Here is a 14,066-nt window from a genome sequence, read left to right as displayed (position 1 = left end):
TTTTAAAATGACGAGAAGCAAGCGAGTTTTACAAAATATATTGATGGGAGGTTTTTTAGTTATCCTCTTTTGTGTAGGGTTTCGCCTTTTTCCACATCCTGCACTCTCAGAAGGTTTTTTATCTTCAACGGCCTATTATGATAGCAATGGAAATTTACTACGTTTAACACTGGCTAATGATGAACGTTATCGATTGTGGACGGATTTAGACGATATTTCGCCCTTGATGATAAATAGTGCCATGCGATATGAAGATCGGTGGTTCTATTATCATGCTGGATTTAATCCTTACAGTTTAATTCGTGGTTTTTTTGTTAGTTATATTTATGGTGAACGATTGCAAGGTGGTTCAACAATCACCATGCAGCTTGCTCGTATGCACTGGCAATTAAATACACGCACAGTCGGGGGCAAATTTATTCAGGTATTGCGAGCCATTCAGTTAGAGCTCAGTTATTCAAAACATGATATTTTAGAAGCCTATTTTAACTATGCGCCTTATGGGCGAAATATAGAGAGCATTGGTGCCGCAAGCCTGATTTACTTTAATAAAAAGCCTAAAGAATTAACATTACCTGAAGCGTTAACACTTGCCGTATTACCTCAATCACCGAGTTATCGGATCGAGCCAAATAGTGATGGTATTAGCCTTTCTTTAATGAAAACGCGTAATCAGCTTTATGATTATTGGTTGGAAGAATACCCTAACGATGCCAATTTATCTGCATTGTTTCAATTACCACTTCGGCTACGTCAGCCGGAAAAAATGCCCTATATAGCGCCTCATTTCATCGAGCAAATTGAAAAACAGGAAAAGTTTAACCCAAGAAAACCCACTAATATAGTTACAACGCTTGATCTCCCATTACAGCGATTAGTTGAGAAACAAGTTGATGCGTTTATTGAACGAAATAAACATCTTGGTGTTAAAAATGCTTCTGTGATCCTTGTTGATACACGAGATATGGGGGTTAAAGCGTTGATTGGTTCAGCTGATTACTATAATGCTGATATTCATGGGCAAGTTAATGGCACTAATGCGAAGCGCTCACCCGGTTCAACATTAAAGCCTTTTATCTATGCATTAGGACTAGAACAAGGTATTTTACATCCTCGAACAATTTTAAAAGATGTCCCTTCTACCTTTGGTAGCTATGCACCAGAAAACTTTGATTTACGCTTTTTAGGACCTATTTCTGCCACTCAAGCGTTAAATTACAGTCGAAATATTCCCGCTGTATCGATAGCGGCTCAATTGAAAAATCCAACCCTTTACCAGTTTCTACAAATGTCAGGTATAAGCAATATGGCGAGTGAGAGACATTACGGTCTATCGCTGGTGTTAGGGGGCGGTGAAATTACAGTACAAGAATTAGCGAAGCTCTATGCAATATTAGCCAATAGAGGCAAACTTAAACCGTTAAGAATGCAAAGTACGGATGCTATTGCGAAACCCATTCAGTTATTAAGTGAAGAAGCGAGTTTTATTACACTGGATATGTTAAGCCAACATCGAAGACCTGGTGATACATTGGCACAAAAATCAACGGCATTACCTATTTATTGGAAAACAGGTACATCGTGGGGATTTCGAGATGCATGGAGTAGTGGCGTTTTTGGACCTTATGTTTTAATTGTTTGGATAGGTAATTTTGATGGTAAAGGAAATAGTGCATTAATCGGAGCTGAAGCAGCAGCACCTCTATTTTTTAATATTATAGATAATATTATTGCAGATTATCCGAACTTAAAAGAGCCTAGATTTAAACTTCCTGAAAATATAAAACAAGTTGATGTTTGTTTAACGAGTGGTAATTTACCTACGCCATGGTGTCAACGTAAAGGTAAAACATGGTTTATTCCTGGTAAATCACCCATTAAAGTTGATACAGTTTATCGGCCTCTAGCAATTGATAAAGCGACGGGAGAAGTTGTCTGTCCTCCATATAATGAAGAGCGGGTTAAGATTGAAGTGTTTGAATATTGGCCTTCTGATTTAGCTAAAGTATTTGCTCAGGCAGGGCTACCAAAGCGAACACCTCCTTCAACTACTCACTGTAAAAATGGAGGTAGTGCTATTCTCGGAATGCCTCCTCGCATATTATCACCATTACGTAATACCACCTATACTTTAAGACGTTCTTCATCGCCAAACACATCAATTGTATTTAATGCAACAGCGGATAATGATAGCAATATTATTTATTGGTTTGTTGATGAGGCTTATCTAGGAAGTAGTACAAATCAGCGCTCAATAGAGTGGTATCCTAAAGAGAGTGGCCGCTATCGTATTCGTGCAGTAGATGATAAAGGAAGAGCGGATACACGAAATATTCGAGTTGATATTCTTGGTGTGATTAACAAATAAGAAATCGAAGTACATTAATATTGGCGTTAAAGTTTGTTGGTTTTACTTAATGATGGCATTAGCGCCAAAATATCAATTTCTATCATTATCTTATTCTAACTGTTAACTCACTATATTGTGACGAGATAATTATTAGGTAAAATATTGAAAAATTATTTTATCTTGTGAGCAAGGAAGAATTAATTAACATGAAAACTCAATTTTTAAAATTAGCTTTATTAGGAGCATTAGCATTGCCTTTAGTAGGGTGTGGCGATGCAACACCTAACTGTAATAGCACGGAAGCCAAAAATTTAGTGATTGATATTACTAAAGATGAATTACGCGACCAAAAAATGGCAGCACTGATCGATCAAATTAAGATCAAAGTAGAAAGCGTACGTACCCGTGAGCATGATGAGAAGAGAGATACTTACTCATGTGCTGCTGAACTTTCTTTTGAAGGTCAAGGCGGTAAAAATTCAATTCCGATTACTTATACCATTGAAAGTACAGATGATGGCAAAGAATTTTACGTCAATGTTTTCGGTTTATAATTGATCTAATCTAAAAAGCCATCATGAGATGGCTTTTTAATTTAAGAGGGTGTATGACTGATTATAATAAACAGGAAAATTTTTTTGATGAATCAGTAAAAAACAAATATTCATCCATTATAAAATTAGTAAAAAATACAGCGCTAAAATATGATGAATTAGAAGATAATCTTTTATGTTTTACTAATTTAGTTGATGTGCTTAATATCAATGAGAATAAGCACAGTATTATTTTAAAGAAAATATTAAATAATAAGAAAGATAATAAGTATAAATTCATTCCATCTTTTTTAAGGCAGGTACTGAAGAAGGAAATTATTTTTAACTATAAAAAAATAAAAATTCAAACAGAAAAAAATCGAGTTGATATTAGTCTTGAAGATGGTTTTTATGCCATTATTATAGAAAATAAAGTTTGTAATGCACCTGATCAAAAACAGCAGTTGGAAAGGTATATTGAGCAATTTATTTCTGATGGATATCAAGAGGAAAATATTTTTGTTTTATATTTAACAGGGCATAAAAAAGAAAGTTATCGACCAGAGAGCCTTGGTAAATATAAAGAAAATAATAATATTTATTTTCAATTGTCTTCATTTGAAAGTGAAATATTAACATGGCTAGAAAAAGATGTTTATCCACAGATAAATGAAAATGATAAAGTTTTTGATTCTTTTGTTTATCAATATAAAGATAGTTTAGAAAATGAATTTCTCAATAAATATGAGGAAGAAAAAAACAAAATGAATGATCAAATAAATGATTATATTCTTAATGAGATAAATGTATCAGAAAATCATATTGATGATAGCATTGACGAGATAAAAAAGATCATTAGTGATACAGATTCATTAAGGAAAAATTTAAATATACTTTTAATAAGAGAAATAGATCGTGTTTTTACTTTATGGGGAAATAAAATAAAAACTGATTATCCTCAGTTAGAATTTTCAGATAATAACTGTGAAAAAAATGAAAAACATGTTGGTGTTTTAATCAATTATCAAAAAAATAAATTTTCTGTTGCTATCGAAAAAGACAGTTCGAATATTTATATTGGTGTAAAAGTTCATTCTTATAAAGAGCCAGGACTCAAAGAAGACATTATTAAACTATTGAACAATGTATTTGATAACTCTTATAAAATAGGAGTAAATTATTGGTATGGATGGAAATATATCGATAATTATGGGCAGGTTTACTCTAATTTTGAATTGCTATTGAACAAGATAAATCAAGAAATAGAGAGACTTTCTGAGAATAAAAAGTAGATATATAAATAATAAGCCTATATATCTACTTGTAATAGAAATTACGATAGATCATCCAGAAATTCGGGGGATGGAACAAAAAATAATGTACCGGTTACAGGGGTACTGAATTTAAGTAATTTATCCGTATGGCCTTCAGGTGTACCTGCAAACATATTTTCTAGCATACGGTTAGTTGTTGAAAAATAGCGCGCATAACCAATAAAGTAAGTTCCATATTCATTTTTGGATGGATTAGAAAAAGGCATATTGGCTCTGACAATTTTTAGATCTTCGCCATTCTCATCTTGAATGTTGGTTACAACATTATGTGAGCCAGGTTCTTTTTCTTCATCGGTTAACTCTACATCATTGAATTTATGTCTGCCAATGACTTTTTCTTGTTCAATAAGTGGTTGTTTTTCCCATGCTTCCATATCGTGAATATATTTTTGTACAAAGGCGTAGCTACCTCCTGTAAATTCAGGATCTTCATCGCCAATAACGGCATAAGAAGCACGCTCATCTTCGGACTCTGGATTTTCTGTTCCGTCGACAAAACCAATAATAGAACGCCCATCAAAATATCTAAACCCATGCACTTCATCAACCGGTGTAACAATATTCTTTAGCTTTTGACTGATGATAGACGCTAATTCGTAACAAGCTGAAACTTTGAGCGCGCGAATATGGAAAAAAAGATCGCCGGGTGTAGAAACCGCAGTATAAGTATCACCTTTAATTTCTTTAAAAGTATTTAGTTCTTTGGGTTTTGGCTGATTGGGAAATAACGTAGTCCATGCATTTGCACCGAATCCCATGACACAACTCGTTTCTAATTCAGGAAAACGTGTTCTCATACTACGTATTAAGCCAGAAAGATTATTACAAAAATCGATCAGTGTATTACGATTTTCAGGTGAGTGGGTGAGGTTAAAAACTAAAAAATAAGCATTCTCACAGGGTGATTTCGTAACATCTTGGTATTTCATAGTGATCCCTAAATGACGAATAATAAATGAATAGTAATTAAGCTATATTTACAAAATATTGTTTTTTAGTTTTACACTAAAAACCCCTCTCTTACAAAGAGAGGATTAGATCTTTATTCGAATTTTTATGAATAAACAGTATCAAAAATTGTATTGTATTCTCTACATTTTATCATATTAATATACTGTATTAATTAATATTCTCATGACTTTTATAAACTAAATAAAGGTGTGGATGCTGCCATAAACTGGCAGGAGTGACTGTGGTTCTTTCCCATGGTATTTGCCCAATAAACCATAATTTCCAAAATTGTAATTTAGCATTAGGATTTTTACTTAATAACTCTTGGAATGTTTCTATTTTACCAATACGAATGGAGAGTGCTGATTTATAAATATCAAAAACAAACTTAGAGCAAAACTGGCGGGAAGAGTCGTACTTAAAACCAGTGTGGTAAAGCTTATTTAATCTTTCAGGAACTTGAGCAACAAGGGCATTTTTTTGCTCATCAGAGAGTTGTGTTGATAAACGACGTATTGCATAACGCTTATCCGCAGAGCGGTTAATAAAACGAGTTAATGTGGTTGTGGTTGAGAGTGGAACTCGACTTTCGGCAACTAAATAATCTTCCCCATTATGTCCAATAATAATGCCAACATGATTACTCCAACATAAAGAAGCGGAGGAGATTTGACGAAATAAAGAGGTACCAATACACGTAAATACGATATCACCAACTTCTAAATTTTGTGGATAATCCATTTTTATCATCATTATATGACCTATTAAAGAGAGACATTATCACCATTCTTTGACAATGATAAATACATAAGGTTTCTATTTAAAAACTCAATGAAATTAAGATAAAAAAACATTCTAATTTAAGATGATCTTAATTTTCAGAGGGATCTGATTATTTGTTCAAAATAAGAAGATGAAATTAGAATATTAAGTTAATATTCTAATCAAGTAATCAAGCTATATTTAAGTAACTTAACTTAGTTGTTCATCAGAAATATCATATTTCACAATGACACTATTTTCGTAAAGCAATTCTGATGTAATTAATTGAGGAAAAGCGCCCACATTATTTTTTGTGTAAACATCTCGCCAAATTTCATTACAACGATATACATGCTCCCCTTTTTTGATAAAAGAAGAAGATTTCTCATAAATATGATAACGATATTCTCTTGCCTTATTACAAAGAAGTTCGCCTTCTAACTGATGTTCAGCGACATGCAATCTAATTTGGTAATCATAACATGTTGGATTATATAAGATTAAATCCACATAGTTATAAAAAATAGCAGCACCTGAGCCAAATGGAAGAACGCGTCCTTCATCAGGAAAAGGATCAAAACTGTGGTTTGCCTTTTCAATTATTTTTAATTCAGAGTGCAGTGCTAGCCAATGTATTAAATTACTGGCCTGACAAATACCACCGCCTACACCTTTTCTTGCTTCACCATAGGAGAGCTGCATACCATCAATAAAACCTCTTTTATAGCTAGGCTTACCGACTAAATAACAAAAAGAGAAATACTCTCCAGGTTTTATCACGATGCCATCTAACGCTTTTTCAACTAATTTAAGATTTGTTATTTTATTGTATTGCAATTGAATATCACTTTCGCCACGGCGACTAATTAATTTAGATGTGTGTTTTATGTGACGGTAAGAAAGTCTTTGCTCTGGTTGAATATTCTTGCTGTATTTTCGACCTGAAAATTGCCAGCTAAGAGAACGAAATAAACGACGCTGCGCCACTCTCAAAGTATAAAGAATAGGGTGATAAGACGAGAGTGTTCTACGCATAAAATCCTTTTAAACAAGAGTAAATAGAAAGGGATAACCATGAGTATAATAACGAGTTAATGAAAATATTGATACGTCGATATTCTTAAAATAATAGCGTTAAACATTTAACTCATAAATTTAATTATTGATACCTTTCGTTAAAGTTTGAGCTTGAAATATCCATGCTTAATTTCACATTTGGATACTGCTCTTTATGCTGCGCCATAATTTAAGGTAATAAATAAACGCCAACAAAATGGCTAGCACTTGAGTGTAGAATAGGTGTTCTGTGGTTTCAGTAACATTAAAATCGTTAGAAAGTCATTATCAGTCATCCAGAATCGGTTAGAGAACTGTCATTGCGAGAGTTAAATATGGGAAACTTTACTCTTTTTTTGAGTCTATTCCTTAAGCAATCAATATTCATCATATAAATCACAAAATGGGGAGATAAACAGTTACCTTCTTAAATGATAAGATATACTTACTATTTTATTGTCGGAAGAGAGAAGTATGGACGATTTTTCATCATCAGACTTAAAAACAATTTTGCATTCTAAGCGGGCGAATATTTTCTATTTAGAATATTGTCGAGTGATGCAAAAAGATGGGCGAGTGCTCTATTTAACTGAAGCCAAAAAAGAAAATCTCTATTTCAATATTCCTATTGCTAATACTACGGTTATTCTACTTGGAAATGGCACATCAATAACTCAAGCCGCTATACGTATGTTATCGCAAGCTGGCGTGTTAGTTGGTTTTTCTGGTGGTGGCGGTACTCCTTTATATATGGGAACCGAAATAGAATGGTTAACACCACAAGGAGAATATAGACCTACTGAGTATCTTCAAGGATGGCTTAGTTTTTGGTTCGATGAAAAAAAACGTTTAGCTGTTGCAAAGAAATTTCAAAATTTAAGAATGAGTTATTTAACGTCGGTATGGGAAGATAATCGGATCTTAAAAAATGAAGGTTTTATTTATCATAGCAATGAGCTAAAAAATGCCTTTGAAAATTTCCATTCGCGCACTGAACTTGCTGAAAATACCACGCAATTACTCCTTACCGAAGCTCAGTTAACTAAGACATTATATAAATATGCAGCAAATAAAGTCGGTTCAAGCCAATTTACTCGGAAACATCAATCAGAAGATAAAGCGAATAGCTTTCTTAATCATGGTAACTACTTAGCTTATGGTTTAGCGGCAAGTTGTTTATGGGTATTAGGCATTCCACACGGTTTTGCTGTTATGCATGGAAAAACAAGACGTGGCGCTTTAGTATTTGATGTTGCAGATTTAATTAAGGATGCAATTATCCTTCCTTGGGCTTTTATTTGCGCTAAAGAAGAGGCTACTGAACAAGAGTTTCGCCAACAAATTCTCCAACTTTTTATTGAACATAAAGCATTAGATTTTATGTTTGATGCTGTTAAAGATATAGCACTGCAATCTGTAACCAAACCCGCGATGATGGAACAAACATTATGATGGTGATATTTGTTTCTCAATGTGAAAAAAATGCCCTTAAAAAAACACGTAGAGTACTTGATGCGTTTGCTAATCGAATTGGTAATAACACATGGCAAACCTTAATTACCGAAGATGGATTAAATACGGTTTATAAAATGTTGCGTCAAACAGCAAGTAGAAGTACTGCTGTAAGTTGCCATTGGGTTCGTTCTCGCTCTCATTCTCAATTAAAATGGATTGTGGGTAATAAAAAGAAATTTAATAATAATGGTTATGTCCCAGTTAATGCGACAGAAAAGGATTTACTCGGCAGTCATTATGAAAATAACTGGAAATATTTACCTTTAATTTCAGCTTTTGCAGGGCTTGCTGGGTTATTACATGATTGGGGAAAAGCATCTTTATTATTTCAACGTAAAATAGACCCCACAAATAAAGAAAAAAACAAGGGAGATCCTCTTCGTCATGAATGGATCTCAGTTCTATTACTTAGAGCGGTTATTAAAAGTACTTCTAAAACAGAAAGTGATAAAAATTGGCTTGACGTTTTTATTAATAAAAATCTTGATACAGATATCATAATTCAGCATCTTTCTAATGATAATAAAAATAGTATTACTGATTTGCCCGACATGGCTTCTTTGCTTATTTGGTTAATATTAAGTCATCACCGATTACCTTTTTTAAAAGAAAAACACAAAAGAGATAAAAATAAAAATAGTGAAAATACATCATTAGCAGATTTACTTTCTAGAATGAGTGCCGATTGGGGATATGAAAATAATTATGATGACAATGAATATCAGAAAAAGAAAAAACAATGTTTTCAATTTCCGCAGGGTTTATTATTAGATTCGACGCTTTGGCTAGATAAATTATCTATTGCTGCAAACCATCTTTATCAAAATCTTCCTCTTTTTAATCAAGCGATACAAGACGGTAGTTGGCGCGTTATTGCGCATTATGCACGATTATGTTTAATGTTAGGTGATCATAACTATTCGTCTCAAGATAGAGATCCTAACTGGCATAGCGACTGTAAACTTTATGCTAACACAGGATATTCTCACGGTATAAAAGTCTATAAACAAAAATTAGATGAACATCTAATTAACGTTGCTCAAATCGCACAAAATATTGCGCAACTATTACCTTATTTTGAAACAGAGCCACCGATTGCACTTGATATTAATACGTTAGATCCAATAAAAGGCACACCTAAAAAATTTATTTGGCAAGATAATGCCGTAAAAAAAATAACGGATTATCGAGAACAAACAGAAGATGCTGTGAAAGGCTTTTTTATTGTTAATATGGCAAGCACGGGGTATGGAAAAACGTTAGCCAATGCCAAAATAATGCGGGCATTATCTGAAGATAAAGAAAGCCTACGGTATATTTTAGCATTAGGCTTAAGAACATTAACGTTACAAACGGGAGATGAATATCGAAATAGAATAGGTTTAGAATCAAATCAACTTGCTGTATTAATTGGTTCTTCGGCTATTTTACGACTGCATGACGATAGTGAACAAGATAAACACAGTCAACAGCTCGCAGAAGAGAATATTTCTTTTGAAGAAGACTTAGGTTCTGAATCACAAGGATCACTGCAAGATGAATTTGATAATATTGATTGGGATGACAATGCTTGGGTTGATATTTTACCTGAAGAATTACTCTCAACAGTATTAACAAAACCAAAAGAACGCGCCTTACTTTATGCCCCTATTCTTGCTTGTACTATCGATCATATTATTTCTGCAACAGAAGTGATACGAGGTGGTCGTTATTTATTACCGACATTGAGATTAATGTCATCTGATTTGGTGATTGATGAAGTTGACGATTTTTTGGGTGAAGATGCTATCGCTATTAGTCGTTTGATTCATTTAGCAGGAATGATGGGGCGAAAGGTCATGATATCATCTGCGACAATTACACCAGATACAGCCTTAGCGCTTTATGGTGCTTATCAAGAAGGATGGCATTTATACGCGATTAGCCGAAATGAAAAAGAACAAATAGGATGTGTTTGGGTTGATGAATTTAAAACTAAAATAGAAACCTTAAGCTATGATAATAAAAAATCAGCAATAAGTTATTTAGCACATCACAATGATTTTATTGGAAAAAGAGCAAGTAAGTTAGTGGGGATCCCTGCTAAATCGAAGGGTTTTATTTTTCCTATTTCTCGTTCAGAGAATATTGAAGATATAGAAGGATATTATTTCCAACATATTCAACAGGCTATTATCCAATTGCATCATCAACACCATTTTATCGATGATAAAAGTGGTAAGAACATTTCTTTCGGTGTCGTGAGAGTCGCGAATATCAATCCATGCATTGAATTAACCCTTTATTTATTAGAAGCAGAGTGGGATGACAAGGTTGATGTTCGTATTATGCCTTACCATAGCCAACAAGTTTTATTGTTAAGACATGCTCAAGAAAAACATTTAGATGAAGTGCTTAAACGTAAAGAAAAAGAGGGGGAATTACCTGATTTTTTAAATAACGAGATCATTCGAAAGCATATCGATAACACTCAACGAAAACACTTAATTTTTATTCTAGTGGCAACGCCTGTTGAAGAGGTTGGACGAGATCATGATTTTGATTGGGCGGTTATCGAGCCTTCATCTTATCGTTCAATTATTCAATTATCAGGGCGTGTTCGTCGTCATCGTGAAGGTGAAGTTGAACAACCTAATGTTTCACTTCTACAGTTTAATTGGAAAGGGTTCGAAGGAAAAAGCAAATATGCTTTTGAGAAACCCGGTTATGAATATAAAGGGTGCCAATTAAAAACACATGATTTGGCATTATTAGTCAATGAAGCGCAGTTAAATAAAGGTATTAATGCGATACCCCGAATTCAAAAATCAGCAAAACCAACACCTAACTCTAGCCTTATCGACCTTGAACATAAGGCTATCCATCATACTTTAGGTTGTGATTACCTTCTTTCTTCTACACCAACAGCGATAGCCTCTACGGGGCTAGAGATGTTAAGAAATCGCAGAAATGCTGTTGCTAAACCTGTCGCGGGTTGTGAGCAAGTATGGGGATATACCTCAGACTATTGGTGGTTAACGGCATTACCTCAACAAATTAATAAGTTTCGCCGAAGTAAACCTACAATACGACTCTCTTTATTATTAGCCGATGAAAATAAAGATCCCGTATTTAAACAGTTCGATTCAGAGAGTGGTTGGGTCGCAGTGGATAAATTATGTCGCATACGACGTTATAATTTATCAGAATCTGAAATAGAAAGGCTATGGTTAGTCAGAGATTATATTGATTTATTAAAGGAATATCAGAAACCTTATGAGGAGATGATAAAAACATCTCAAATATTAGGTGAAATCAGTTATACCCAATGGAATGAAGAGATTAGCGCAGAATATCATTATAACGATCAAATGGGACTTTGCCGTTTAACGTATAAATTTAATAAGGATACAAAATGATTGATCCTGCAATAGATGCTTTCTTTTCTGAACGAAAAGAAAATTGGTTGAAAGATAAGAAAAAGGCCAATATGAGCGAAGAGGATATCGCTATAGTTGAATTGGAGTGCGAAGCACGTTTTGCTTTAGAAACGTGGTTACCCGATGCAGCTAAGCGCGCTGGACAAATATCAATATCGACCCACCCTTGTACTTTTAGTCACTCTAGTGCCCGTAAAAATAAAAATGGTTATGCGAGTTCAATTATCGCGGAAGCAGAACAAAGAAACGATGGCTTATTACGAACAGGGAATGTAGATGTTGAAGCAGATGCATTAGGAAATGCAGCTGCGTTAGATGTTTATAAGTTTTTAACGTTAACTATGAATGATGGTCAAACATTGCTTGATCATGTTAAGGCCGATACTTCGCTCGCAAAATCATTATTAAATATTAAAACAGAAAATTATGATAATTTAAAGATGGGCTTTTTACAGATGATCACGCCTAATAATGAAGTGATCACGAGTTCTAAAATAAAACAAGTTTATTTTCCTATTAAAGACAATTATCACTTATTATCGTTACTAACACATTCTGGTCACCTTTTTGAATTACGTAAACGAATCGATAATATTCGTTTTTCTGAAGAGGCTAAGCGAATAAGAGAGTTAAAACGAAAAAACGAATTTAGCGAACAAGGTTTTAAAGAAATTTACGATATTACCACGATAGGATTTGGGGGAACCCAACCTCAAAATATTTCAGTCAAATGTAGCCAAAATGCCGGAAAAGCGCATCTGTTAATTTCATTACCACCACAGTTAGAAAAGCGTAATCTGCGATTACCTCGTCAGGATTTCTTTTTTGATACATTAAATCCGTGGGTATTAAAAGATCTATTTAATCAAATATCTTCATTTTTTAATAATAAACAAAATAATTATAAATTACGTGAGAAATTTGAATGGTATGTCGAGCAATATATTGATCATATTATTTTTATGATGTGGAAAGTAAGAGATGAATTTTCTAAAAATAATGAGGTAAGACCGCAAGAACTACCAGAATATCAAAAGATATGGTTATTCCCTGAAAATAAAAAAATACGTAATGAAGAAAATGCGTGGCTATTAAAACTCATTAATGCTATTGCGCAGAAGTTTATTTATGACTACCAAAAGGTTGCAAATAAAGAGGCGATAACACTCGGTGATGGCGAATTAGAGCGCATTATCGCTATTATTCGTCAAAATAAGGATGAACTAAAATGAATCGCTTATTATTAATTCCACATATAAAAATTCATAATGCAAATGCATTATCGAGTCCTTTTACTATTGGTTTCCCTGCCATAACGGCTTGGTTAGGTTTCGCACATGCTTTACAACGAAAACTTAATCAGCAAGGATTTAACTCACTGAATTTTTATGCAACCGGTATTGTTAGTCATCAATGTGATTTGCAAACCTTTAAAGGCCCAGGCGATTTTGTTAACTCGATTGTTGGCACTGCTAATCCATTAGATAAAGAGGGTAAACGAACCGCTTTTATAGAAGAAGCACGTTGCCATTTAGAGGTTTCTTTAGTCATTGCTTATCATTCAGAAGATGAAAAAGAATTACGTCGCTTTGAACAAGACGCTTTTATAAAAACATTATCATCGCTCTTGCTAACCATGAAAATTGCAGGAGGCGATATATTAAAAGTTGAAGAGCCTGAAACATTTGTATTGAGTCAAGATGACCCCAATGAAGAGCATCAAATTTTGCGTCGTTTAATGCCAGGTTATGGATTACTTGAACGTAGAGATTTAATGAAATCAGCCATGGATGAAGGCAAAGATGCTCTTGATGCTTTACTGGATTTTTTGCTGGTTAGCCATCAGTGTGAAAAACAGGAAAATGGAGGTATTGAATGGAAAACACAGCGTAAAACATCAGGTTGGATTGTACCTATTGCCACGGGATTCCATGGTATTTCAGCATTAGCTAAAGCCAAAAATCAACGAGATCTCGACGTGCCTCATCGCTTTGCTGAGAGCGTTGTGACATTAGGTGAGTTTGTGATGGCTCATCGTCTTAATTCTATTTGGGATATGCTTTGGGCATATTCCTATGATCCTGAAAAAAATCTTTATTTATGTCAACAAGATAATGAATATTCTATTTAATTTTAAAAGAGAGAA

The 14,066-nt window shown here is 33.9% G+C and carries 10 protein-coding genes; 7 read left to right on the top strand and 3 right to left on the bottom strand.

Going from position 1 to position 14,066, the window contains the following annotated elements; translation table 11 throughout:
- Positions 1-7: 7 nt before the first annotated feature.
- The 3 genes from pbpC (at position 8) to SB028_RS15285 (ending at position 4,175) form a co-directional block, all read left to right on the top strand.
- Positions 8-2,368 carry a penicillin-binding protein 1C gene (gene pbpC, locus SB028_RS15295; RefSeq protein ID WP_069367304.1) on the top strand — a complete coding sequence of 787 codons (2,361 nt, stop codon included), beginning with the start codon at positions 8-10 and terminating at the stop codon, positions 2,366-2,368.
- Between the two features lie 188 nt (positions 2,369-2,556).
- A complete protein-coding gene (locus SB028_RS15290) occupies positions 2,557-2,904 on the top strand; it encodes a hypothetical protein (RefSeq protein WP_069367305.1) in 348 nt (115 codons plus the stop codon).
- 53 nt (positions 2,905-2,957) lie between these two features.
- On the top strand, positions 2,958-4,175 hold the full coding sequence (locus tag SB028_RS15285; RefSeq protein WP_069367306.1) for a PD-(D/E)XK nuclease family protein: 1,218 nt from the start codon (positions 2,958-2,960) through the stop codon (positions 4,173-4,175).
- A 41-nt stretch (positions 4,176-4,216) separates the two neighbouring features.
- Here SB028_RS15285 and SB028_RS15280 read toward each other — a convergent pair whose 3' ends face one another.
- From SB028_RS15280 to SB028_RS15270, 3 genes are all read right to left on the bottom strand, one after another.
- Positions 4,217-5,146, bottom strand: coding sequence for a Dyp-type peroxidase (locus SB028_RS15280; protein ID WP_069367307.1), 930 nt, complete (start codon positions 5,144-5,146; stop codon positions 4,217-4,219).
- A gap of 190 nt (positions 5,147-5,336) precedes the next feature.
- Positions 5,337-5,918, bottom strand: a complete 582-nt coding sequence (locus SB028_RS15275) for a YebB family permuted papain-like enzyme (RefSeq protein ID WP_069367344.1) — start codon at positions 5,916-5,918, stop codon at positions 5,337-5,339.
- 222 nt (positions 5,919-6,140) lie between these two features.
- Complete coding sequence (locus SB028_RS15270) at positions 6,141-6,965, bottom strand: VanW family protein (RefSeq protein ID WP_069367308.1); 825 nt, start codon at positions 6,963-6,965, stop codon at positions 6,141-6,143.
- A gap of 495 nt (positions 6,966-7,460) precedes the next feature.
- Here SB028_RS15270 and cas1f point away from each other — a divergent pair, with 495 nt between their 5' ends.
- Genes cas1f through csy2 form a run of 4 tightly spaced genes read left to right on the top strand, consistent with a single transcriptional unit; the run spans position 7,461 to position 14,051 of the window.
- Positions 7,461-8,438, top strand: coding sequence for a type I-F CRISPR-associated endonuclease Cas1f (gene cas1f / locus SB028_RS15265; protein ID WP_069367309.1), 978 nt, complete (start codon positions 7,461-7,463; stop codon positions 8,436-8,438).
- Positions 8,435-11,899, top strand: a complete 3,465-nt coding sequence (gene cas3f / locus SB028_RS15260) for a type I-F CRISPR-associated helicase Cas3f (protein WP_069367310.1) — start codon at positions 8,435-8,437, stop codon at positions 11,897-11,899. The genes cas1f and cas3f overlap by 4 nt, the downstream gene beginning before the upstream one ends.
- Entirely contained in the window at positions 11,896-13,152 is a 1,257-nt protein-coding gene (csy1, locus tag SB028_RS15255; protein ID WP_069367311.1) for a type I-F CRISPR-associated protein Csy1, read from the top strand. Before cas3f ends, csy1 begins: the two co-directional genes overlap by 4 nt.
- A complete protein-coding gene (gene csy2 / locus SB028_RS15250; RefSeq protein ID WP_069367312.1) occupies positions 13,149-14,051 on the top strand; it encodes a type I-F CRISPR-associated protein Csy2 in 903 nt (300 codons plus the stop codon). The genes csy1 and csy2 overlap by 4 nt, the downstream gene beginning before the upstream one ends.
- The last annotated feature ends 15 nt before the right edge of the window (positions 14,052-14,066 follow it).

The sequence above is a fragment of the Proteus vulgaris genome, assembly GCF_033708015.1.
Lineage (GTDB): Bacteria > Pseudomonadota > Gammaproteobacteria > Enterobacterales > Enterobacteriaceae > Proteus.
The sequence above is the reverse complement of the archived record's forward strand: the minus strand, read 5'-3'. Positions and strand labels throughout refer to the sequence as shown.

Excerpts from the sequence above, each read along its gene's own strand:
- SB028_RS15285 (WP_069367306.1), top strand. The coding sequence starts at position 2,958 with ATGACTGATTATAATAAACAGGAAAATTTTTTTGATGAATCAGTAAAA.
- SB028_RS15290 (WP_069367305.1), top strand. The coding sequence starts at position 2,557 with ATGAAAACTCAATTTTTAAAATTAGCTTTATTAGGAGCATTAGCATTG.
- cas1f (WP_069367309.1), top strand. The coding sequence starts at position 7,461 with ATGGACGATTTTTCATCATCAGACTTAAAAACAATTTTGCATTCTAAG.
- SB028_RS15270 (WP_069367308.1), bottom strand. The coding sequence starts at position 6,965 with ATGCGTAGAACACTCTCGTCTTATCACCCTATTCTTTATACTTTGAGA.
- csy2 (WP_069367312.1), top strand. The coding sequence starts at position 13,149 with ATGAATCGCTTATTATTAATTCCACATATAAAAATTCATAATGCAAAT.
- SB028_RS15280 (WP_069367307.1), bottom strand. The coding sequence starts at position 5,146 with ATGAAATACCAAGATGTTACGAAATCACCCTGTGAGAATGCTTATTTT.
- pbpC (WP_069367304.1), top strand. The coding sequence starts at position 8 with ATGACGAGAAGCAAGCGAGTTTTACAAAATATATTGATGGGAGGTTTT.
- cas3f (WP_069367310.1), top strand. The coding sequence starts at position 8,435 with ATGATGGTGATATTTGTTTCTCAATGTGAAAAAAATGCCCTTAAAAAA.
- SB028_RS15275 (WP_069367344.1), bottom strand. The coding sequence starts at position 5,918 with ATGATAAAAATGGATTATCCACAAAATTTAGAAGTTGGTGATATCGTA.
- csy1 (WP_069367311.1), top strand. The coding sequence starts at position 11,896 with ATGATTGATCCTGCAATAGATGCTTTCTTTTCTGAACGAAAAGAAAAT.